General features: G+C 66.8%; 20 protein-coding genes and 2 pseudogenes. 14 read left to right on the top strand and 8 right to left on the bottom strand.

Annotated elements, in window-relative coordinates:
- The first annotated feature begins 7 nt into the window (after window positions 1-7).
- The 7 genes from ACQP1T_RS29045 to ACQP1T_RS29015 all read left to right on the top strand — a co-directional run bounded on the left by ACQP1T_RS29045 (window position 8) and on the right by ACQP1T_RS29015 (window position 7,738).
- A complete protein-coding gene (locus ACQP1T_RS29045) occupies window positions 8-1,342 on the top strand; it encodes a PucR family transcriptional regulator (RefSeq protein ID WP_433756215.1) in 1,335 nt (444 codons plus the stop codon).
- A gap of 128 nt (window positions 1,343-1,470) precedes the next feature.
- A complete protein-coding gene (locus tag ACQP1T_RS29040; RefSeq protein WP_433756214.1) occupies window positions 1,471-2,385 on the top strand; it encodes an ACP S-malonyltransferase in 915 nt (304 codons plus the stop codon).
- A gap of 123 nt (window positions 2,386-2,508) precedes the next feature.
- Window positions 2,509-2,808, top strand: a complete 300-nt coding sequence (gene acpM / locus ACQP1T_RS29035) for a meromycolate extension acyl carrier protein AcpM (protein ID WP_063040462.1) — start codon at window positions 2,509-2,511, stop codon at window positions 2,806-2,808.
- Between the two features lie 10 nt (window positions 2,809-2,818).
- Window positions 2,819-4,069, top strand: coding sequence for a KasA/KasB family beta-ketoacyl-ACP synthase (locus tag ACQP1T_RS29030; protein WP_433756213.1), 1,251 nt, complete (start codon window positions 2,819-2,821; stop codon window positions 4,067-4,069).
- Window positions 4,070-4,271: 202 nt separating this feature from the next.
- Window positions 4,272-5,705: an acyl-CoA carboxylase subunit beta gene (locus ACQP1T_RS29025; protein ID WP_433756212.1), complete on the top strand. Its 1,434-nt coding sequence runs from the start codon at window positions 4,272-4,274 to the stop codon at window positions 5,703-5,705.
- A 148-nt stretch (window positions 5,706-5,853) separates the two neighbouring features.
- Window positions 5,854-7,221 (top strand): C4-dicarboxylate transporter DctA, encoded by a 1,368-nt coding sequence (dctA, locus tag ACQP1T_RS29020; RefSeq protein WP_433756211.1) that lies wholly within the window; start codon window positions 5,854-5,856, stop codon window positions 7,219-7,221.
- Between the two features lie 58 nt (window positions 7,222-7,279).
- Window positions 7,280-7,738: a winged helix-turn-helix transcriptional regulator gene (locus ACQP1T_RS29015; RefSeq protein ID WP_433756210.1), complete on the top strand. Its 459-nt coding sequence runs from the start codon at window positions 7,280-7,282 to the stop codon at window positions 7,736-7,738.
- A 171-nt stretch (window positions 7,739-7,909) separates the two neighbouring features.
- On the opposite strand, the pseudogene ACQP1T_RS29010 reads toward ACQP1T_RS29015, so the two are convergent.
- A pseudogene (locus ACQP1T_RS29010) lies at window positions 7,910-8,149 on the bottom strand (nitroreductase family protein); the annotation flags it as partial.
- 129 nt (window positions 8,150-8,278) lie between these two features.
- Here ACQP1T_RS29010 and ACQP1T_RS29005 point away from each other — a divergent pair.
- Complete coding sequence (locus ACQP1T_RS29005) at window positions 8,279-10,087, top strand: Eco57I restriction-modification methylase domain-containing protein (RefSeq protein WP_433756209.1); 1,809 nt, start codon at window positions 8,279-8,281, stop codon at window positions 10,085-10,087.
- Between the two features lie 3 nt (window positions 10,088-10,090).
- On the opposite strand, the gene ACQP1T_RS29000 is transcribed toward ACQP1T_RS29005, so the two are convergent.
- From ACQP1T_RS29000 to ACQP1T_RS28985, 4 genes are all read right to left on the bottom strand, one after another.
- Entirely contained in the window at window positions 10,091-10,711 is a 621-nt protein-coding gene (locus ACQP1T_RS29000; RefSeq protein ID WP_433756208.1) for a TetR/AcrR family transcriptional regulator, read from the bottom strand.
- Between the two features lie 148 nt (window positions 10,712-10,859).
- On the bottom strand, window positions 10,860-11,045 hold the full coding sequence (locus ACQP1T_RS28995; RefSeq protein WP_063040439.1) for a hypothetical protein: 186 nt from the start codon (window positions 11,043-11,045) through the stop codon (window positions 10,860-10,862).
- A 168-nt stretch (window positions 11,046-11,213) separates the two neighbouring features.
- Window positions 11,214-11,729: a gamma carbonic anhydrase family protein gene (locus ACQP1T_RS28990; protein WP_433756207.1), complete on the bottom strand. Its 516-nt coding sequence runs from the start codon at window positions 11,727-11,729 to the stop codon at window positions 11,214-11,216.
- 69 nt (window positions 11,730-11,798) lie between these two features.
- The gene (locus tag ACQP1T_RS28985) at window positions 11,799-12,770 is read right to left on the bottom strand and encodes a GlxA family transcriptional regulator (protein WP_433756206.1); all 972 of its coding nucleotides are present in this window, start codon (window positions 12,768-12,770) and stop codon (window positions 11,799-11,801) included.
- Between the two features lie 71 nt (window positions 12,771-12,841).
- Here ACQP1T_RS28985 and ACQP1T_RS28980 point away from each other — a divergent pair, with 71 nt between their 5' ends.
- The 3 genes from ACQP1T_RS28980 (at window position 12,842) to ACQP1T_RS28970 (ending at window position 16,354) form a co-directional block, all read left to right on the top strand.
- The gene (locus ACQP1T_RS28980) at window positions 12,842-13,609 is read left to right on the top strand and encodes an MBL fold metallo-hydrolase (RefSeq protein ID WP_433756205.1); all 768 of its coding nucleotides are present in this window, start codon (window positions 12,842-12,844) and stop codon (window positions 13,607-13,609) included.
- Window positions 13,610-13,684: 75 nt separating this feature from the next.
- Window positions 13,685-14,800 carry an alanine dehydrogenase gene (ald, locus tag ACQP1T_RS28975; protein WP_433756204.1) on the top strand — a complete coding sequence of 372 codons (1,116 nt, stop codon included), beginning with the start codon at window positions 13,685-13,687 and terminating at the stop codon, window positions 14,798-14,800.
- Window positions 14,801-14,869: 69 nt separating this feature from the next.
- A complete protein-coding gene (locus tag ACQP1T_RS28970) occupies window positions 14,870-16,354 on the top strand; it encodes a serine hydrolase domain-containing protein (RefSeq protein ID WP_433756203.1) in 1,485 nt (494 codons plus the stop codon).
- Window positions 16,355-16,396: 42 nt separating this feature from the next.
- On the opposite strand, the gene sigJ is transcribed toward ACQP1T_RS28970, so the two are convergent.
- Window positions 16,397-17,347, bottom strand: coding sequence for an RNA polymerase sigma factor SigJ (gene sigJ, locus ACQP1T_RS28965; RefSeq protein WP_433756202.1), 951 nt, complete (start codon window positions 17,345-17,347; stop codon window positions 16,397-16,399).
- Between the two features lie 145 nt (window positions 17,348-17,492).
- On the opposite strand from sigJ, the gene ACQP1T_RS28960 reads away from it, so the two are divergent.
- A complete protein-coding gene (locus ACQP1T_RS28960) occupies window positions 17,493-18,410 on the top strand; it encodes a cobalamin biosynthesis protein (RefSeq protein WP_433756201.1) in 918 nt (305 codons plus the stop codon).
- 168 nt (window positions 18,411-18,578) lie between these two features.
- Here ACQP1T_RS28960 and ACQP1T_RS28955 read toward each other — a convergent pair whose 3' ends face one another.
- Complete coding sequence (locus tag ACQP1T_RS28955) at window positions 18,579-19,439, bottom strand: SURF1 family cytochrome oxidase biogenesis protein (protein WP_433756200.1); 861 nt, start codon at window positions 19,437-19,439, stop codon at window positions 18,579-18,581.
- A gap of 293 nt (window positions 19,440-19,732) precedes the next feature.
- Window positions 19,733-20,194, bottom strand: a pseudogene (locus ACQP1T_RS28950) (low molecular weight protein-tyrosine-phosphatase); the annotation flags it as partial.
- Window positions 20,195-20,238: 44 nt separating this feature from the next.
- On the opposite strand from ACQP1T_RS28950, the gene cobC reads away from it, so the two are divergent.
- Window positions 20,239-21,276 carry an Rv2231c family pyridoxal phosphate-dependent protein CobC gene (gene cobC, locus ACQP1T_RS28945; protein WP_433756199.1) on the top strand — a complete coding sequence of 346 codons (1,038 nt, stop codon included), beginning with the start codon at window positions 20,239-20,241 and terminating at the stop codon, window positions 21,274-21,276.
- 77 nt (window positions 21,277-21,353) lie between these two features.
- Window positions 21,354-21,482 (top strand): hypothetical protein, encoded by a 129-nt coding sequence (locus tag ACQP1T_RS28940; RefSeq protein WP_433756198.1) that lies wholly within the window; start codon window positions 21,354-21,356, stop codon window positions 21,480-21,482.
- Window positions 21,483-21,512: the final 30 nt, after the last annotated feature.

Below are 21,512 nucleotides of genomic sequence, written 5' to 3'. Positions count from 1 at the left end.
CGATTGGATGGTGGAACGTAAACCGCCGCGGCCGCGTCGGATCTCCGAAGGCTCCTCCGAGCACGAGGTGTATCTGCCGACGGGCGCGCTCTCCCCGAACCGGCAAACCCGCGACCCGCTGCCGGACACGCTGCTCAAACGCGTGAAGCAGTTCTCCGGACGCCTCTCCACCGAGGCGGTCGGGTCGATGCAGGATCGGTTGCCGTTCTTCGCCGATCTGGATGCCGCGCAACGCGCTGGCGTGCAGATGCTGGTGCAGACCGCGGTGGTGAACTTCCTGGAATGGCTACAGGATCCCGATAGCGATATCCGGTTCAGCCTGGACGCCTTCCAAGTGATCCCGCAGGATCTGGCGCGGCGGCTGACGCTGCGCCAGACCGTCGACATGGTCCGCGTGGCCATGGAGTTCTTCGAACAATGGCTGCCCGCGCTCGCGCGCAACGACCGGCAGCTGGTCGCACTCACCGAGGCGGTGCTGCGCTACGGACGCGAGCTCGGGTTCGCCGCCGCCTCGGTGTACGCGAGCGCCGCGGAATCACGTGGCGCGTGGGATACCCGTCTCGAGGCATTGGTCGTGGACGCGGTGGTGCGCGGCGATACCGGCCCGGACATGCTGTCGCGGGCCGCGACCCTGAACTGGGATGCCACCGCTCCGGCGACCGTGCTGGTCGGTACGCCGCCGGGGGATCAGGGCGTCTCGATGGTCGGCTCGGTGCACACCATCGCCGCGCGGCACGGTCGCGCGGCGCTGGCCGTGGTCCAGGGTTCGCGGCTGGTGATGGTGGTCAGCGGGAATCTGGGCGATACCTCTTATGCCTCACCATTTCTCGCGGATCTGCTGGCCGAGGTGTTCTCCGATGGTCCGGTGGTGATCGGCCCGACCATGCGTACGCTCGGCGCGGCGCATGCCAGCGCGGTGGAGGCCCTGGCCGGAATGGAGGCCGTGGTCGGCTGGCGCGGGGCTCCGCGGCCGGTGCACGCTGCGGAATTGTTACCGGAGCGGGCACTGTTGGGTGACCGAGCTGCAATCGACGCGTTGAACGAGTATCTTGTCCTACCGTTGGCCGCCGCCGGATCGGCGCTGGCCGACACTCTCGAGGCCTATCTGGATTGCGGTGGCGCGGTCGAGACGTGTGCGCGTCAGCTGTACGTTCATCCAAATACGGTCCGCTATCGGCTCAAGCGGATAGCGGAGATCACGGGGCGTGATCCGATGAATCCGAGGGACGCCTACGTGCTCCGGATCGCCGCCACAGTAGGTCGTTTGACACGAACCCGTAACGAATCGTCGACTTCTGCCCCAGAAGTCACTCAATTCCCGGTAGGGCACGAAGGCCTGTAACGCATCCGGCGAAGCGGTCGATCTGGACAACCCACATGCGCTTTTGTGGGACCCCCACAAAAGCGCTCCGCAAGGTTCATTCGCGTCGACATCTCGTGCGGCACACCTCACAGTGTTTTCTTAGAGGTGTGATCGCGTTGTTCGCCCCAGGACAGGGGTCCCAGACACCCGGCATGCTCGCGCCTTGGCTCGACCTTCCCGGCGCGACTGATCGCCTCGCCCTCTGGTCCAAGGCCTCCGGCCTGGATCTGGTTCGGCTCGGCACCAGCGCTACGGCGGAGGAGATCACCGATACGGCCGTTACCCAGCCGCTCGTGGTCGCCGCCGCACTGCTGGCCTTCGCCGAAATCGAGTCGGATTCACTTCCGGCCGATACCATCGTTGCCGGACATTCGGTCGGTGAACTCGCCGCCGCCGCGGTCGCCGGAGTCATCTCCGCCGACGATGCGGTGCGACTGGCCGCCATCCGCGGTGCGGAGATGGCCAAGGCGTGCGCACTGGAGCCGACCGGCATGTCCGCGCTGCTCGGTGGCGATGAGGCCGCCGTGCTCGCCCGGCTCGAAGAGCTCGAGCTCGTCCCGGCCAACCGCAATGCCGCGGGTCAGGTCGTGGCCGCCGGACGTTTGACCGCCCTCGCGGAACTCGCCGCCAACCCGCCCGAGAAGGCGCGGGTGCGTGCGCTGCCCGTCGCGGGCGCGTTCCACACCGCGTTCATGGCCCCGGCTCAGGACGCTGTGACGGACGCCATATCCAAGATCGCACCGAACGAGCCGACCCGGACCCTGCTTTCGAACTTCGACGGCAAGCCGGTTACCTCGGGAGCCGATGCGGTCGCTAAGCTCGCGGCGCAGGTCACCCGGCCCGTCCGGTGGGACCTGTGCACCGCGACCGTCCGTGCAGCGGCGGTTTCGGCAGTGGCGGAGCTGCCGCCGGCGGGCACGCTCGTCGGCATCGCAAAACGGGAACTGAAGGGCACACCGACACTGGCCCTGAAGACCCCCGAAGACCTCCCCGCGTTGGCCGGGCTCACCATTTCCGGCTAGCTTTCCCCCCGCGACCGTGTAACCCAACACACGATCGTGACCGAGCGGACGGTAACCATCGGCCCGCTCGATTCGAAAAACAACAGTGAAGCCCTACAAAGTAGATAAGAAGGGAGCCACGAAGTGGCCGCTCTGACCCAGGAACAAATCGTCGAGGAACTCGGCAAGATCATCGAAGAGGTGACCGGTATCGAGCCCTCCGAAGTGACGATCGAGAAGTCCTTCGTCGATGACCTGGACATCGACTCGCTGTCCATGGTCGAGATCGCGGTTCAGACCGAGGACAAGTACGGCGTCAAGATCCCGGACGAGGATCTGGCCAGCCTGAAGACGGTCGGCGACGCAGTCGGCTACATCCAGAAGCTCGAGGCCGAGAACGCTGAGGCGGCCGCGGAGCTCAAGGCCAAGTTCGACGCCGAGTAGGGCCGACACCGTGACCACTCCTTCCACCTTGAACGGGAATTTCCCCAATGTCGTCGTCACGAGTATGGCGGCGACCACGTCGATCGCTGGTGATGTCGATGCGACGTGGAAGGGACTCCTCAACGGCGAGAGCGGTATCGACGTTCTCGAGGACCCCTTCGTCGAGGAGTACGACCTTCCGGTCCGCATCGGCGGTCACCTGAAGGTCCGGCCAGAGACCCTGCTGAGCCGTGTCGAATGTCGGCGCATGGCCTACGTCGAGCAGCTCGCGACCGTACTCGGTCGCGAGGTCTGGCAGAACGCGGGCAGCCCCGAGGTCGACCCGGAACGGCTGGGTGTGGCGATCGGTACCGGGCTCGGTGGCGGTGATGCGCTCATCGACTCGGTCGACAAGCTGAAGAACGGTGGCTATCGCAAGATTTCGCCGCTGGCTGTTCAGATGGTCATGCCGAATGGTCCGTCGGCCGTCGTCGGTCTCGAATTGAAGGCCAGGGCAGGAGTGGTCACTCCGGTCTCGGCATGCTCATCGGGCTCCGAGGCCATCGCCAATGCGTGGCGAATGATCGTCATGGGTGACGCCGATATGGTCGTCACCGGTGGTGTGGAGGGTTTCATCGACGCGGTGCCGATCGCGGCATTCACCATGATGCGCGCGATGAGCACCCGCAATGACAACCCGAAGGGCGCCTCGCGTCCGTTCGACAAGGATCGCGACGGTTTCGTCTTCGGCGAGGCCGGTGCGCTGATGGTCATCGAGACCGAGGAGCACGCCAAGGCTCGTGGCGCGACGATCCATGCGCGCCTGCTCGGCGCCGGAATCACTTCCGACGGTTACCACCTGGTCGCACCCGATCCCACGGGTGACGGTGCCGCCCGGGCGATGACGCGGGCGATGCAGACCGCGGGTCTGACGCCCAAGGACATCACCCACATCAACGCGCACGCGACCGCGACACCGATCGGCGACACCGCCGAAGCGAATGCGATCAACAAGGCCGTCGGCAACCATGCTTCGGTGTACGCGCCGAAATCCGCGCTGGGACATTCGATCGGCGCGGTTGGCGCACTGGAATCGATTCTGACCGTGCTCAGCATCCGCGACGGCATCGTGCCGCCGACCCTGAACCTGGACAACCAGGATCCGGAGATCGATCTGGATGTGGTGCACGGCGAGGCTCGCCGTCAGGAGATCGAGTACGCGATCAACAACTCGTTCGGATTCGGTGGGCACAACGTCGCGCTCGCCTTCGGTCGCGCATAGCCGCGCGGTATCTGATTTGGTCTGTGCGGAGCCCTCGGCGGTTACGCAGGCTGCCTCCTCCGGGGCTTGACCGCGCAGACCGGCCAGACTGCACAACGATCTCCGGTGGGGTCGACCAACGCCAAAGTCGGTCGACCCCACCGGCGTTCGCCATACGCAGCCGCGGTAGCGGCGCACTTGCTCGAGGTGAGGAGTAAACGCGATGACAATCATGGCTCCCGCGTTTCGACCAGAAACTGAAACCGATCCGCGTGATCCGCTCGGTCGGCTCCAACGCTTCTTCGACCCTGGAACCGTTCTCCCGCTGCATCCGCGCGACAAGTCCGGTGTGCTCGCCGCGATCGGCGAGGTAGACGGTGTCCGCACCGTCGCCTACTGCTCCGATGCCACCGTCATGGGCGGCGCGATGGGCGTGGAGGGCTGCAAGCACATCGTCGACGCGATCGACACCGCCATCGATTCCGCCATTCCGGTGGTCGGCATCTGGCATTCCGGCGGCGCTCGACTGGCCGAGGGGGTCGAGGCGCTGCACGCGGTCGGTCTGGTCTTCGAGGCCATGGTTCGCGCATCCGGTCTGGTGCCGCAGATTTCGGTGGTGCTCGGCTTCGCGGCCGGTGGTGCCGCCTACGGTCCCGCGCTGACCGACATCGTGATCATGGCGCCCGAGGGTCGGATCTTCGTGACCGGTCCCGATGTGGTGCGCAGTGTGACCGGTGAGCAGGTCGATATGGCCACCCTGGGCGGTCCGGAGACGCACGGCAAGAAGTCCGGTGTCACGCATATCGTCGCCAACGACGAGGCCGATGCGCTGCATCGTGGTCGGCGTCTGGTGTCGATGTTCGCCGAACAGGGCGAATTCGATCTGGTCGCGGCCGCGCACGGTGATGTCGATCTGAAGGCGATGATGCCGGAATCGGCCAAGCGCGCCTACGACGTGAAGCCGATCGTCCACGAACTGCTCGACAACGTCGACGGTGAGTCCTCGTTCGAAGAGCTGCAGGCTGGTTACGCGCGCAGCATCGTCACCGGTCTCGGACGGCTCGGCGGGCGCACCGTGGGTGTGCTCGCCAATAACCCGATCCGCCTCGGTGGTTGCCTGAACTCCGAAAGTGCCGAGAAGGCAGCACGTTTCGTGCGGTTGTGCGACGCTTTCGGCATTCCGCTGGTGGTGCTCACCGATGTGCCCGGTTACCTGCCCGGTGTCAGCATGGAGTGGGAGGGCGTGGTGCGGCGCGGCGCGAAGCTGCTGCACGCATTCGCCGAGGCTCGGGTGCCGCGGGTCACGCTGGTCACCCGCAAGATCTACGGTGGCGCCTACATCGCGATGAATGCCCGTTCGCTCGGTGCGACCGCGGTGTACGCCTGGCCCGGTTCCGAGGTCGCCGTGATGGGCGCCAAGGCCGCGGTCGGCATCCTGCACAAGAAGGCTCTCGCGGCCGCGCCGGAGGAAGAGCGTGAGGCGCTGCACGAGCGTCTGACGGTCGAGCATGAGCGCATCGCGGGCGGTGTCGAGCGGGCCATGGCGATCGGTGTGGTGGACGAGATCATCGACCCGGCCAAGACGCGTAGCACCATTGCCGCGGCATTGGCAGCGGCGCCGGTGCGCAAGAGTCACCACAAGAACATTCCGCTGTAAATCGAGTTGGGAAAGCGGGCCTCGGGATTCCCAGGGGCCCGCTTTTCGTTCGTATTGTTCTGCTCGGCGGACCTGGGGTGACGATCGGGTTTCCGGGCGGCAATATAGTTGAAACTTCGGCGATACGAATAGCTCGTATGTTGCGCGCATGAGCGTGACGATCGAAACCACCGCAGCAGCCGACCCGGTGCGGAAACCGCCCTGGTACCGGTCGCTATTCCTGCAACTGCTGGTGGCGATCGTGGCCGGAATTCTGGTCGGCAAGCTGTGGCCCGGCTTCGGCGCGGATCTCAAACCGCTGGCCGACGGATTCATCAAGCTGATCAAAATGGTGATCGCGCCGATCATCTTCTGCACGGTGGTGCTCGGCATCGCCCATGTGGGCGATATGAAGTCGGTGGGGCGGATCGGTGTGAAGGCGCTGATCTACTTCGAGGCGATCACCACCTTCGCCTTGCTCTTCGGCTTGCTGGTCGGCAACCTGGTGAAGCCGGGTGCGGGCTTTCATGTCGACGCGCAGACCCTGGCGACCGGTGCCGAGAAGATCGCGAAGACCACCAAGAACGGCGAGCTGCCGCATACCGTCGACTTTTTGCTGAATATAATTCCGGCGTCGGTGATTTCGGCATTCGCGGAGAATGCGTTGCTGCAGGTTTTGTTCTTCGCGGTGCTGTTCGGTTTGGCGCTGGCTAAGTTCGGCGAACACGGCCCGCCGGTGATTCTGGAGGCGGTCGATCACATCGGGAAGATCTTCTTCACGATCATCGGCTGGATTATGAAATTGGCACCGATCGGCGCGTTCGGGGCGATGGCTTATATCGTTGGGCAGTACGGACTTTCCGCACTCAGCAGCTATGGCAAGTTGATTGCTTGTTGTTATGCAGCGGCGGTGTTGTTCCTGCTGGTGCTCGCGGTGGTGGTCCGGGTCTTCGCGGGGGTGAGCCTGTGGAAGCTCGTCAAATACATCAAGGACGAGCTGTTCCTCGCGCTGGGCACCGCGTCGACCGAGGTGGTGCTGCCGCGGATCATGATCAAGCTGACCGAGGCCGGTTGCTCCCGGGCGACCACCGGGCTGGTGATACCGACCGGGTATTCGTTCAATCTCGATGGCGCGACGCTGTATTTGTCCATCTGCGTGGTGTTCCTGGCGCAGGCGCTCGGGGTGGATCTGAGTCTCGGCGAGCAGATCACCGCGGTCGGCGTGCTGATGCTGACCTCGAAAGGTATGGCGGGTGTGCCGGGTTCGTCATTCCTGGCGCTGTCGGCGACGATCACTGCGATCGGGCACGGTTCGATTCCGGTGGCGGCGGTCGCGCTGCTACTCGGGGCCGACCGGCTGATGGATTCGATGCGGGTCACGGTGAATCTGCTCGGCAATTGCGTCGCGACATTCGTGGTCGCGAAGTGGGAGGGCCAGTTGGATTCGGAGCGAATGCGCAAGGTGCTCGATGGGGAAGCGGTGCCGCCGTTGGAAGACAAGGACCCGATGGTCGCCTACTCGGGTGCAGAGGCTTGAGCATCGGTGCCCGGCGGTAAGCCGCCGCCGGGCACTGCTGGCTCGGTAGCATCGACAGGTGCGCTACGAGGAACTTGCCGATGAGCCGTGTTCGATCACGCGGCCGCTGGTGATCCTGGGCGACCGCTGGACCCTGGTGATCCTGAAATATTCGTTCGCGGGCGTCCGGCGATTCAACGCATTCCACAATGTGCTCGGTATCTCCCGGAGCCGATTGCAGGATCGGCTCGATCGACTGATCGAACACGGAATTCTGGTCAAACAGAAGGCGGCCGTCGGCGCGCATGAGGAATACCGGCTGACGCCCAAGGGACACGACATCTACCCGATCCTGATGGCGATCCGCGACTGGGGCGATACCTACATGGCCCCGGACGGTCCACCCGTGCACTACCGCCACCGGGACTGCACGGGCGAGGGCCACATCAAATTCGAATGCGACTCGTGCGGAACCGAACTCACCGCCCGAGACATCTCCGCCGACCCCACACCCCAAGCCAGCCGCCAAGCAGGCTAGCCCCGCCACCCCGCGCTGTCGTATAACGAGTGAGTGCCTCGCAAGCTAGAGCCTGTGCGAGGCACTCATTGGATATGCGACAGCGCAATTATGAAGCGAGGCGGGCCTTTTCGGTGGGCGCGCGGGTCAGCGAGGGAGGCACGGTGTCGGGCTGGCCTCAGGATCGCGGCGTTAGTTTGTGTGCCAGGCGGTGACCTGGTCCAGGTCTTCGCGGGCGGTGCGAAAGGTATTGATCGGATGGGCCGGGTCTGGATAGCCGAAGGAGATCGCGGCGACCACTCGGCGGTGTTCGGGCAGGTCGAAGTAGGTGCGCAGGAAGGGGATGTAGGAGGCGAGGGCGGCTTGGGGTGCGGCGCCGAGGCCCAGGCTATGGGCGGCCAGGAGGAAGGTGCCGATATAGAGGCCGCAGTCCCTGAACGGCGGCCGCGATCAACCGCTGGCGCTCATGTGTCGCTTTGCCCGTGCGCCTCCCTCGACGACGCGAAACCGGTTGACCGCGTTACCGCCTCGGTTGCGGCGTGACGGGGCAGAATCCCAGACATGAATCCCGGCGAGCCCGCCGCGCGCGACCGCAAACGACACGGTAGGCACTACACGCCACCCGCCCTTGCGCGCTTTCTCGCGCGGCGGCTGCTCGAACATGCGCCGGGTGGCGCGGTGTTGCGGGTGCTCGATCCGGCCTGCGGCGATGGTGAATTGCTGCTTGCGCTGGATGGGGTGGTGCGGGAGTTGTTGCCGGGGGTGCGGGTGGAGTTGGTCGGGTACGACCTGGATGCGGCCGGGGTGGCGACGGCGCGCGAGCGCGCGGCGGCCGTAGGTGTCGCGGTCGAGTGGCATGTCGGGGATTTCCTGACCGAATCGGCGGGGATCGCGGCGGGATCGTTCGATGCGATCATCACCAATCCGCCGTATGTGCGGACCCAGCAGTTGGGTGGGACGACCGCGCGGTTGCTCAGCAAGCAGTTCGGGTTGCAGGGGCGGATCGATCTGACCCATCCATTCGTCGCCGTTGCCCCGCGCCTGCTGCGGTCGGGCGGGGTGCTCGGGTTGCTGTGCGCCAACCGGTTTCTCACCACCAAGGCCGGTGCGAATATTCGGAGTCTGCTGCGCACCGAGTTGGCTCCGGTCGAGCTGTACGATCTCGGCGATACGAAGTTGTTCGAGGCGGCGGTGCTGCCCGCGGTCACCATCGCCACCCGCACGCCATCGCACGCGGTCTGCCGCTACGTTTCGGCCTACGAGGTGCAGGCTGCCGAAACCATCTGTGGGACAGATCTTTTCGAGGCACTTGCCGCCGAAGACAGTCACTGTGTCGAGCATGCTGGGCGCACTTTCGCGGTCGAGGTCGGTACGTTGGCGACGGGTGACCATGCGGTGATCGGTCCGGCTTCCGGCGATCAGATCGCGGGGGATGGAGCGATCCGAAGCGATCCGATGGTTGCCTGGCCGATCACCGACTCCGGCCATGGTGACGATGCGGATGCGGGGTCGGGCTGTGACGCGGATGGGGACGGCGGCGCGTGGCGGATGTCCCGGCCGGAGGTCGACAGGTGGCTTGCGGAGGTAGCGGCCGGGACCTGGCGGACATTCGGTGCCGTGGGGCGGATTCGGGTGGGGATCAAGACAACTGCGGATCGGGTGTTCATTTCCGATCGGTGGGGCGAGATGCGGCCGCGGCCGGAGGGGGAGTTGCTATTCGATTTGATCACCCATCAGGATGTCGATCCGTGGCGGATCTCGCGGGAGCGCGACGTACGGGTGCTGTATCCGTATGACACGGCGCAGCCCGCGCGCATGCCCGTCGACCTGCGGGAATTTCCTGGCGCCGCGGCATATTTGGAGTCACATCGGCAGACGTTGGCCGGTCGGCAATATCTGACCGACAGCGGCAGGGAATGGTTCGAGATCTGGGTGCCGCAGCGGCCGCACCTGTGGCGGGTGCCGAAGGTGGTCTTTCCCGATATCAGTGAGCGGGCGCGATTCGCCTTGGATCGGTCCGGGGCGGTGGTGAACGGCGATTGCTATTGGATGTCGCTCGCCGATCTCGGGGTGGACGGCGCCGCGGAGCGGTTGGCGTATTTGCTGATGGGCGTAGCGAATTCGGCGTTGGGGCTGCGATTCTACGATGCGGTGTGCGGGAATCGGCTGTATTCGGGTAGGCGGCGGTGGATCACCCAGTATGTGTCGCGGTTGCCACTGCCGGATCCGACCACGATGCGGGCGGGGGGCGTCGTCGAATTGGTGCGCGAATTCATCGACGACGACAGGGTGCCCGACGCGAATTCGCTCCGGTTGCTCGATGAGTGGGTGGCGGCCGCGTTCGGCACCCGGGCATTCGAAACGCGTTGACGGCTATGCGGTGGCGCGGACGCCGACCATCGGCAGCAGGGTGCGTCGCGCGAAATCCCGACCCGCCGCCACATCATCGATCGGAATGAGCCCGTCGGGCGTCAATGCCAGCGACAGCGCCAGCCGCGCCATGATCTCGGCGACGAGTTCGAAGTCGAAATCGTCATCCGCGCCGCTGCGGAGTTCGCGGAGCTTCTCCGCCAGATAGCTGCGCCCGACCGCGAGAATCGGTCCGGCCTCGGTGGTCAGTCGGGGCAGGATGAGATCGGGCTCGGTGCGCAACAGCCGCCGCAACAGTTCGTTGCCCGCGATCGCGGTGATGACCGCGACGAAGATCTCGATCAGCTGTTCCTCGACGCCATCGACCTTTTGCACCCGCTTATCGATCTCGGCGACGAAACGCTGCGCCTCGCGCACGCTGACCGCCTCGACCAGTTCGTTCTTCGATTCGAAGCGGCGATACAGGGTGGCCGGGCTGATTCCGGCGCGGCGGGCGATCTCGCCCATGCTGGTGCGTTTGATGCCGAAGTCCAGGAACGCCGACAGTGCGCTCTCCAGCAGTTTCTCGCCGTCGCTGACGGGCTTTTCCAGGATGCGCTGGAGGATGGGCGGAACGGTCGGCATCGAGGCTCCAGTCGAAATCGGCTCGGGACGCCGATGGTTTCCGGGCGTCGCGACGGTGCGGGTGAGTGCCGTTCATTATTTCACCGGGGCGCGGCGGTTCGACCGCGGATCGGCACCAGAGCTCGACAGGCGACAGGCGCACGCGCGACTATGTGCGCGGCAGATCCAGTTCCGCCATCTCCTTTTCGATCGCATTCGCGGCGAAATCCACTCCACTGGAGCGCAACTCGTGCACCCGCCGCTGTAGCGCCTCGATCCCACCCGGTTGGGCCGCGATATCGGCCACGCTGATCCGCCCCGACGGCCGGTGCATGCTCTGCTGCACGTACGCCACCGTGATACCTCCTACCTGCACACGCTTCGCGGCCACCATCCCGGTGGGCTCGCCCTCCGCGCTACAGGCCACTCGACAGCTGCGTCGGCGGGAGATCCCGGGACACCGGGCACGCTGGCAGCATGCTATCAGCGATTTAGTTTGGACAATTGATCAGTGTGCTCTGTCTCACACCTGCTTCGCGTCTCGGTGGTTGGCCATGTTGTGGAGGTACACAGCGCCATTCAATCGGATGCCGTCCTGCTCGGCCTCGCTCAACTCGCGCCGCACCTTGCCGGGCACACCCGCGACCAGCGAACCGGGCGGAATCTGGGCACCCTCCGGAATCAGGGCGTTGGCGGCGATCAGACTCCCCGCGCCGATCACCGCGCCATTGAGCACCGTGGCGCCCATGCCGACGAGCACATCGTCGCCGACGGTGCAGCCGTGCAGGATCGCATTGTGTCCCACCGAAACTCCGGTGCCGACGGTCAGCGGGAAGCCGGGGTCGGCGTGCAGTACGCAGCCGTCCTGAATATTGGTGCGCGCGCCCACGCTGATCGCTTCGAGGTCGCCGCGCAGCACCGCGCTGTACCAGATGCTCACCTCGGCGGCGAGTTGCACGCGTCCGATCACGGTGGCGTTCGGTGCGATCCACGCGGTCTCGTCGATTTCGGGTGTATGTCCGCTTACCTCGATCCTCATGCCGAAAACATAAAGGGCCCGAAGGCGGCGGAGCCGACGCGGGGGTGGGCGAACGAAATCCCGTCGCTGTTACTGCGCGGCCGAGTATTCGAGCACCGGCGTTCCCGCGAACAGTGCGCGATGCGCGGCCGGGCTGGTGCCGAGGATGCGGTGGAAGTGGTGGCGCAGGCTGACCGCGGTACCGAAGCCGGTTTCGGCGGCAATGCGATCCATGGTGTCGGTGGTGGATTCCAAGAGTAGTCGGGCGCGATCGGTGCGCTGTTGCAGCAGCCATTGCTGTGGACTGGTCCCGGTGCGTTCGCGGAAGCGGCGGGTGAAGGTGCGTTGGGACATGAGGGCGATGCGGGCCCAACTGTCCAGGTCGATCGGCTCGCCGAGATTCGTACGCGCCCAGACCATTGCGCGCTCGATCGGATCGTCGTCGGCGGCTTCGGGTACGGCGACCGGGATGTACTGGGCCTGTGATCCGCTGCGGTGCGGAGCGGTCACCAGCGACCTGGCCAGTTCGGTGGCGGCGCGGCTGCCGAGATCGTCGCGGACCAGGTGCAGGCAGCAATCGAGTGCGGCGGCGACGCCCGCGGAGGTGACGATATCGCCGAGGTCCGTCCAGAGGGTGTCGGCGCGGACCCGGACCCGCGGATAGGTCGCGGCCAACTCGGCGGCCGCGGCCCAGTGGGTGGTGACTTCCCGACCGTCCGCCAAGCCGCTCGCCGCCACCGCGAAGGAACCCAGGCACAGGCCGACGATCCTGGCACCCCTGGCATGTGCGGCATGGAGTGCGTCGCGCAGTTGCTCGGAGATGCCCATGCCGCGCTGCCAGCTCGGGATCACCACCAGGTCGGCGCGCTCGAAGGCGTCGAGTCCGGTCTGTACGACGATGTCGAAACCGGCCGGGGTGTGCAGCGTGCCGGGCTGTTCGGCGCACACCTCGACGCGATAGTCGGGTGTCCCCTCGGTGCCGACCCGGCCGAAGACCAGCGTCGGCACCGACAGATGAAAGGGGATGACCCCATCGAAGGCCAGAGCGGCTACGGAACGCATGGCCCGATATTATCGCTACACGGCTCGCGGGCCACTATTGATCGAATATCGGGCCGACAAGTATTGATCCCATGACCGAGACGATCGCACGCACAACGTTCGAAGCCCTGCACATCGGCGGGCCCACCCTGCGCTTCCGGTACGGCACCCTGACCTGGCTCACCGATCCGACCTTCGACGCTCCGGGTGACTACCCCGGCCCGATCACCCTGCACAAGCTCACCGGTCCGGCGGTTCCGGCCGATCAGGTGGGACCGGTGGACGTCGTGCTGCTCTCGCATGACCAGCACGACGACAATCTGGACCACTCCGGCCGGGAATTCCTCTCGACCGTGCCGACTGTCCTGTCGACACCGGATGCCGCCGGTCGCATCGAAGGTGTTCGGGGACTTGCGAATTGGGAGACCGTCACACTGGATGACGTGCGCGTGACCGCGGTGCCCGCACTGCACGGGCCGACGGGGTGCGAATCGCAGACCGGCGTGGTCACCGGGTTTGTATTGCAGGCCGAGGGGCTGCCGACCGTGTACGTGTCGGGTGACAACGCATCGGTCGAGCTCGTCGAGCAGATCGTGGCGCGGATCGGCCGGATCGATATCGCGATCCTGTTCGCCGGTGCCGCGAATGTCGGCCGGTTCGGCGATATCGATCTGACGCTGAACGCCCGTACCGCGGTGCAGGCCGCCGAGGCGCTGGGTGATGCGGTGATCGTGCCGGTGCACGCCGAAGGGTGGGCGCACTTCAGTGAGACGCTCGAGCGCCTGGAGCGGAGTTTCGGGTACGCCGGGCGTGGCGCGCAGCTTCGGATTCCGAAGCTGGGTGAGACGTTCACTGTGTGAGCGACCTCGGAAACCGACGGCGCCGCCAGCGCGGCGTTCATGGCGCGGGGACCGTCGGTGGTCCACGATGGCGATATGAGGATCGCAGTTCCGCGGGAGGTCAAGGAGCAGGAGTTTCGGGTGGCGCTCACCCCGGCCGGTGCCGGGGAACTGGTGCGGCACGGGCATGAGGTGCTGATCCAGGCCGGTGCGGGGGTGGGGTCCGGGTTTTCGGATGCGGACTATGTCGCCGCGGGTGCTCGGATGGTGCCCGCCGCCGAGCAGCTGTGGTGGGAGGGCGAGTTGGTGCTGAAGGTCAAGGAGCCGATCGCCGAGGAATATCCGCGGCTGCGGCGCGAGCAGGTGCTGTTCACCTATCTGCATCTGGCCGCGTCGCGCGAGTGCACCGATGCGATTCTGCGGTCCGGGATCACCGCGATCGCCTACGAGACAGTGCGGGCGGCCGATGGGTCGCTGCCGCTGCTCGCGCCGATGAGCGAGGTCGCGGGCAAGCTCGGCCCGCAGGTCGGCGCGTATCACCTGATGGCGCCGCTCGGCGGTGCCGGGCTATTGCTCGGCGGCGTGCCCGGGGTGCTTCCGGCCCATGTGGTGGTGCTCGGCGGTGGCGTCGCGGGGACGAACGCGGCCACCGTCGCGGCCGGGATGGGTGCGAAAGTCACTGTGCTGGATACGAATTTGACGCGACTGCGCGAGCTCGACGCGCGGTTCGAAGGGCGTGTCTCGACGGTGGCCGCGAATGCGGTCGAGATCGAGCGGGCCGTACTGGCGGCGGATCTCGTCATCGGTTCGGTGCTGGTGCCCGGCGCGCGGGCGCCGAAGCTGGTGTCCGAGGAACTGGTTCGCGGTATGCGGCCCGGCTCGGTGCTGGTGGATATCGCCATCGATCAGGGCGGTTGCTTCGCCGGTTCGCGTCCGACGACGCATGCGAATCCCACTTTCCGCGTGGCCGATTCGCTGTATTACTGTGTGGCGAATATGCCGGGCGCGGTGCCGCACACCGCGACCGTGGCGCTCACCAATGCCACCCTGCCGTATGCGCGGGCGATCGCCGATCACGGGTGGCGAGAGGCGTGCAGGGCGCATCCCGATCTGGCACAGGGCGTCACCGCGGACAAGGGACGGCTGCTGTCGGCGGAGGTTGCGGCGGCGCACGGATATTCGATACCCGAACCGGTTGGGTTGGCTGGCTGACGTGGTGCGATTGCGCGGCCGCGCAATGAGAAGGGCGAAAGCGTGACTGCTGGATTTCTGCGGCGGGCAGTGGTTATTGCATTGTTCCTGGTGCTGTTTCCGTCCGTCGGTGCGGCGGTTGCGGCACCGACGGCGGAGGGCGTCGATCCGGCGGCCGTGGATCGGTATATGTCCGAATACCTGTCCCGGACGAGGTTGCCGGGGGCTTCGATCGCCATTACCCACGGGGATCAGGTGGTGTATGTCGCTGGGTACGGTCACGATTCGAGCGGTGCGGCGATCAGCGCGACCACGCGGATGCCGATCGCTTCCGTGAGCAAGTCCATGACGGCGTTGGCCGTGCTCCAGTTGGTCGATGCGGGGAAGGTACGTCTCGACGCACCCGTGCGTGACTATGTCACCGACTTTCGGTTGGCCGATTCGCGCGGTGATCGGATCACGGTGCGGGAGTTGTTGAACCAGACGTCCGGAATGTCGGATACCGCATTTCCCGATCTGCGGCGGCCGCAGGCCGATTCGCTGGCCGGAGCGGTCGATCGACTACATGCGGCGAAATCGGCCGCCGATCCTGGGACGGAATTCCACTATCACAACCCGAATTACCAGGTGGCCGCTCGGTTGGTGGAAGTGGTCAGCGGGGAACCGTTCGCGGACTATATGCGGCGAAATGTTTTCGGGCCCATCGGAATGCGTGAGAGTACGACGGTGAATTCGGCGCACGACGCCGAGGATGTGACGCATGGATACATTCGGGCATACGGCTTCGCGATACCGGTTGCCGAACCGGACTGGTTCGTCGGCGGTAGCCACGGTGTGATCACCACGGCCGCCGACCTCGCTGCGTGGCTGATCACCCAGAACAACGGCGGCGTGGCACCGGACGGGCGGCGGGTGGTGTCGGCGGCGGCGGTGACCGAGATGCACACCCCATCGGGCGTCGGCGACGACGAGTACGCAATGGGTTGGCAGCGTGCGCAATCCGATCAGATCGTGCACTACGGTGACTGGTTCACCTATACCGCCGCGCAGGTCCTGCTGCCCGACACCGGGTACGGTATCGCCGTCATCGCCGATACCGGCTTGGCACTCGAGGACGATCCCAGGATCATCGCGCAGGGCTTGGTCGATCTCACCCACGGCGGGTCACCGGATGTGCACCGCCCGTGGAGCGTCTACGCCGACTGGGGGATGGCACTGCTGACGCTCGGGACGATTGTCGGCGGGGTGCTCTGCCTGGTGCGATCGCGCCGTTGGGCCGACCGTCAGGCCGCCCGGCCCAGCTGGCTGATCGCCCTGCGCCAGTTGCCCTATCTCGCTGCGATACCGATCCTGATCGCGTTGCCGCAGCTCGCGGGTCTGGTCTTCCGTGGCCGAGCTGGAACCTTTCTCCAGGTGACCTATGTATGGCCTGCTCTCGTGGTGTTTCTCGGTATTGCCGCGATCGCGGGCGGATGCGTTCTCATCGCCCGCTGTGGGTGGCTCATCGTGTTGCGGCGCAACCGATCCGGGACCGATGCCGAGCGCGAAGCGCCGGTGGCCCGAGCACCCGCCTAGCGGCCAGCGGCCCGCACATCGAAATGTGCGGGCCGCCTGGATTTATTCGGCGTTCGGACCGAGATACCAGTCGGGGGCGCCTTCGGTGGGCAGGTCGTGCAGCTTATCCGGGTTGCGGACCACATTGATGGCGACGATGCGGCCGTTATCGATGGTGAAGGAGAAGACGCCGGTGTGGTTGCCGTCGAAGACGACCAGACCGGGCGCACCGTTGACCAGGACCGCGCGGCCCCACGCGCCCGCCGCGGACGGTGCGTGATACCAGCCGAGCAGCATCTTCGCGATGAGTTCGGCGCCGCGCACGGGTTGGCGGATGGCGGGGACCTTGCCGCCGCCGTCTGCGGTGAGGCTGACGTTCGCGTCGAGCACGCCGAGCAGCGCGCTCAGATCACCGGAACGCCAGGCCACCGCGAAGGCCGAGACGACCTTCTCCTGTTCGTCGGGTGAGGCGGGGAACCGGGGTGTGCCGTCCTCGACGTGCTTGCGTGCCCGCGAGGCGAGCTGTCGCACCGCCGCCGGTGTGCGCCCGACGACCTCGGCGACCTCGGGACCGCTCATACCGAATACATCCTGCAATACGAATGCGGTGCGCTCGGCGGGCGAGAGGGATTCCAACACGACCAGCAGCGCCGTGGTGACGCGCTCGTCCTGGGTGATCCGATCGGCCGGATCGTCCCAGGTGGTGACCTCGGGTTCCGGCAGCCATTCACCGACATACTGCTCGCGCCGGGCGCGGGCCGATCCGAGCTGATCGAGGGCCAACCGCCCGGTGACCGTGGACAGCCAGGCCCGCAAATTCTCGATCTCGCCCGCGGTACCGGCTTCGTACTGGCGCTGCAGCCGCAGCCACGCGTCCTGCACCACATCGTCGGCATCGGTGAGGCTGCCGAGCGTGCTGTAGGCGAGCCTGCGCAGATACGGCCGATGCTCCTCGAAACGCCGAGCCAACTCGGCCTGGTCGATGGGTTCGGAGGAAGGCTGGTCTGCGGTCACTGGTCTCGCCGTTCGGTCGTACGGCCCCGTCAGGGGCGAGCTTATGCGTCGTCATGCTGATGACGACGCAGGGCTAGCGAGTGTGACATCTCGACTGGCACGGCGCGCTGGCGGGCTGCTCGCGGCGACCGGCTACCCTCGCCGGGTGCGAACGGGGACTTCCAGGGCGGCCGGGCTGGTGCTGGGATTCGCGCTCGACCGTGCGTTCGGTGATCCGCGCCGGTGGCATCCGGTGGCCGGATTCGGTACGGCGGCAAGTGCGCTGGAGCAGGTGACCTATACCGATCGGCGTTCGGCGGGGGTGGTGCACGAACTGGTGTTGGTCGGTGCGACAACGGCGTTCGGATTCGGGCTACGGCGCAGTGGGGTGGTCGCGACTGCGCTGGCGACGTGGACGGTGCTCGGCGGGCGCAGCCTGGTGCGCGCCGGACGGGAGATGGCCGACCGGCTCGACTCCGGTGATGTGGCGGGTGCGCGGGCGCTGCTGCCTTCGCTGTGCGGGCGGGATCCGGCGGTGCTCGATGCGGACGGATTGGCGCGCGCCGCATTGGAATCCATTGCCGAGAACACCTCGGATGCGGCGGTCGCGCCGCTGCTGTGGGGCGCTGTCGCCGGGACGCCCGGGCTGCTCGGCTATCGCGCGATCAACACACTCGACGCGATGATCGGCTACCGCAACGAGCGGTACCTGCGCTTCGGCTGGGCCGCCGCCCGCGTGGACGATCTGGCCAATCTGCTGCCCGCGCGAATCACCGGCATGCTCACTGCCGCGTTCGCCCCCGCGGTGGGCGGCCATCCGGCGGACGTGCTGCATGCCTGGCGACGAGACGCGGGCAAACACCCCAGCCCTAATGCCGGGGTTGTCGAGGCCGCGATGGCAGGTGCGCTCGGTGTCCGGCTCGGCGGGCGGACTCAATACCGGTACGGCACCGAACTGCGTCCAACCCTGGGTGACGGTCCCGCACCGCAGGTCACGGATCTCCGGCGCGCTGTACGTATGTCGGAGGCGATCCAGGTGGGCGCGGTCCTGGCCGCCGCGCTCTGGTCGATCCTGCGTCGCTGATCCGCCAGTGGCGGCGTGCTCTGTTCGCTTGGCAGCAATTGCCTGATCGGCGCAGAAATCGCACGCGCAGACCCGGTTGGACCCGGTGAGCAGGGTCCCGCCGCGGTGGTCAGTCCTTCGCCCAGCCGCTCGAGGCTTGCTCGCGGCGGCTTGTCTCGCCGCTGGTGGTCAGCGCGTGCCGCCGTAACGGTCGGCAAGGCGCTGCTCAGTGGTGGATGCCGGTGCGGGGGTTGGGGTTTCGGATAGGGTTGGTTCCGGGGTGGCGGTGGCCTTTTCCTTGCGGCGCTCGCGGATCTCGGCGTAGATGAAGTAGCCGAGGCCGAGGGGAGCCATGATGCCGAAGGCCAGCCATTGCAGGCCGTAGGAGAGATAGGGACCCGCATCGAGTTGCGGGAGAGGGGTGGGGGTGAACGCGCCGGGCTGATTTTCGCTCAGCTGCAGGTATCCGCCGCGTTCGCCGGTCGGGATGACGGTCAGGGGCTCCTGCAGGACGGTCATCTCCTGGGTGGTGTCCACCGAGTACACCTGTCGGTGGCCGTCCTGGACGGTCGGGTCCTTACCCGGGGTGACGCCCTCGGACATCCGGATGCGCGCCTCGATCTTCTGCGGTCCGGCGGGCGGGTCCGGAATCTGCGGTGGTCGGGAGCCGTCGACGGCCGCGACCAGACCGCGGTCGATGAGCAGGATGCGGCCGTCGTCGAGTTCGAAGGTGGCCAGAACCGAGTAGCCCGGCGCGCCGTCGAGGTGGCGCAGCCGGACCAGCACGGTCGAGTTGGGCATATAGCTGCCCGTCGCCGTGACACGTCGCCATTCGGCGTGCGAATCGGTGCTCTGGTCGTCCAGGACCGTGGCGATATCGATCGGGGCGGCGTCCACCGAATCGGCGATCAGTTGGTTGCGGTGCGAGGTGGTGGTGTTCTTGCCGAGCTGCCAGGGTGCGAGCACGGTGAAGCAGAGGTAGGCGAAGGCCGCCACGAGTACGGCCAGGATCAGCCAACTCGGGCGCAGCAGGAAGGTCAGTCGGCGCATCACGAGCGTCCGTCGGAGACGTAAGAGACTGCTTGGTCTGGTACTTGTCCGGACTCGTTGCCACTGAGGGGGCTGAGGCCGTCTGCGGCTGTAGCGATGGCGTGGGGTGTGTCGACTGTGCGGCCGTGGGCGGTTGCGTCAGGGTGGGCCGAGCGGGGGATATCGCCCGGCTCCGCGTCGTCGGCGTGGGCGGAGCCGATTGCGCCGATCGCTTGGCCCACGTCGCGGGTGTGCAGGGCGAGTGTGGTGTCGGCGGCTCGGTCCGTGGAACCGGGGCGTGCGGCGAGGGCGGTGCGTACCCAGTCCAACAGTCCCGGGATGGCGGCTGCGATCTGGTCGTGGACCAGGTCGAAGTCGGCGGTGTCGCCGTAGTACGGGTCGGGGACGTCGAGGGTGTCGGCGGCGGGGTCGAAGCTGCGGAGCAGGCGGCGGCGCTCCGAGGGTATGCCGAGCGTGGCGAGGCGGCGTTCGTGGCCGGTGTCGAGGGCGATCAGCAGGTCGGCGTCGCGGTGTCGGTCGCCGAATTTCGCGGCGATGTGGCCGGTCGGGTAGCCGTGGCGGCGCAGTGTGGCGTTGGTGCGGGCGTCGGCGTCATCTCCGGCGTGCCAGCCGTCGGTGCCCGCGCTGCTGACCCGCACGCGGTCGGCGAGTCCCGCGCGGGACAGGTGTACCGCGAACATCTTCTCCGCCATCGGCGATCGACAAATGTTGCCGGTACAGACGAATGACACGTGCAACTCACCCACGACAGCCATTCTGGCCGGTCGTCCCGACGGACCGCCACGTAGGGTGTTTTCCCGTGTCAGCCGAGCGAGTCGAGCACGCGAAACTGCGTCACCACGGTGATGTCGACGCGCGGCCCGGCATGCTCGATTTCGCGGTGAATGTGCAGGGCAGCGCGCCGCCGGACTGGCTGCGCAACCGCTTGGCCGCGCGTCTGGACGACCTCGGCAGATATCCGAGCGCGGCCGACGAACTCGCCGCACGCACCGCGGTCGCGGCCCGCCACGGCCGCAGCGCCGACGAAGTGCTGCTGCTGGCGGGCGCCGCCGAGGGTTTCGCCATGCTGCCCCGGCTCACACCGCGACTGGCCGCGGTGCTGCACCCCTCGTTCACCGAACCCGAACTGGCGCTGCGCGAGGCCGATATCCCGGTGACCCGCGTCGTACTCGAACCGCCCTACACCCTCGACCCGGCGCTCGTCCCCGTCGCGGCCGACCTGGTGGTGCTCGGTAACCCGACCAACCCCACCTCGGTCCTGCACCCCGCCGACACCATCCGCGCGCTACGCCGACCAGGCCGCATCATCGTGGTCGACGAGGCCTTCGCCGATGCGATTCCCGGCGAACCGCAGGCACTGGCCGCTTCGCCCGCACCGGACATCCTCGTCCTGCGCAGCCTCACCAAAACCTGGGCGCTGGCGGGTCTGCGCTGCGGCTACTTTCTCGGCGCCCCCGAGCTGCTGGCACGGCTGAGTCACGGCCGCGCGCACTGGCCGCTCGGCACACTGCAACTGGAAGCGATCACCGCGACCGCCGCGCCGGACGCGGTCGCCGCGGCACAGCGGCGAGCGCACACGATCGCCGCCGAACGCGACTCGATGATCGAACGACTGACCGTGCTGGGCATACACGTCCACACCCCCGCCGGCGGACCATTCCTACTGCTGCGCGTGCCAGATGGTGAACTTTTGCGAAAGCACCTGTCGGACCAGGGAATCGCGGTCCGCCGCGCGGACACCTTCCCGGGCCTCGGACCGGATTACCTGCGTGTTGCCGTCCGCGCTCGCGCCGAGGTCGATCGGTTGATTGCCGGAATCCATGCGGCAGGGGTTTGATGTCGGCCAAGACGGATTGTCGTTGTGCTTCGTCCGTCCCGCGCGGTGCGGTGCCAACTATGGCGTGCAGGATTCAGATGCGACGGCAATCCCGGCCGCATGGAAGTACCTGCCCGCCACTGGACGGCGGAGTGCTGGAATTCGGGCGGTGTGGTGGGACGGCGCTCGCCCCGGAGCGCCGGGCGTTGGCCGGTGATCTCGAGTAGTCGGAAGTGGTCGGGATATGGAGGTAGGCG

It is taken from the genome of Nocardia sp. CA-135398 (assembly GCF_050955845.1).
GTDB lineage: Bacteria > Actinomycetota > Actinomycetes > Mycobacteriales > Mycobacteriaceae > Nocardia.
Note: the sequence above shows the minus strand (reverse complement) of the source record. Positions and strands in the feature narration are given on the sequence as shown.

Excerpts from the sequence above, each read along its gene's own strand:
- ACQP1T_RS29045 (WP_433756215.1), top strand. The coding sequence starts at position 8 with ATGGTGGAACGTAAACCGCCGCGGCCGCGTCGGATCTCCGAAGGCTCC.
- ACQP1T_RS29025 (WP_433756212.1), top strand. The coding sequence starts at position 4,272 with ATGACAATCATGGCTCCCGCGTTTCGACCAGAAACTGAAACCGATCCG.
- dctA (WP_433756211.1), top strand. The coding sequence starts at position 5,854 with ATGAGCGTGACGATCGAAACCACCGCAGCAGCCGACCCGGTGCGGAAA.
- ACQP1T_RS29005 (WP_433756209.1), top strand. The coding sequence starts at position 8,279 with ATGAATCCCGGCGAGCCCGCCGCGCGCGACCGCAAACGACACGGTAGG.
- ACQP1T_RS29000 (WP_433756208.1), bottom strand. The coding sequence starts at position 10,711 with ATGCCGACCGTTCCGCCCATCCTCCAGCGCATCCTGGAAAAGCCCGTC.
- ACQP1T_RS28990 (WP_433756207.1), bottom strand. The coding sequence starts at position 11,729 with ATGAGGATCGAGGTAAGCGGACATACACCCGAAATCGACGAGACCGCG.
- ACQP1T_RS28985 (WP_433756206.1), bottom strand. The coding sequence starts at position 12,770 with ATGCGTTCCGTAGCCGCTCTGGCCTTCGATGGGGTCATCCCCTTTCAT.
- ACQP1T_RS28980 (WP_433756205.1), top strand. The coding sequence starts at position 12,842 with ATGACCGAGACGATCGCACGCACAACGTTCGAAGCCCTGCACATCGGC.
- ald (WP_433756204.1), top strand. The coding sequence starts at position 13,685 with ATGAGGATCGCAGTTCCGCGGGAGGTCAAGGAGCAGGAGTTTCGGGTG.
- ACQP1T_RS28955 (WP_433756200.1), bottom strand. The coding sequence starts at position 19,439 with ATGCGCCGACTGACCTTCCTGCTGCGCCCGAGTTGGCTGATCCTGGCC.
- ACQP1T_RS28940 (WP_433756198.1), top strand. The coding sequence starts at position 21,354 with ATGCGACGGCAATCCCGGCCGCATGGAAGTACCTGCCCGCCACTGGAC.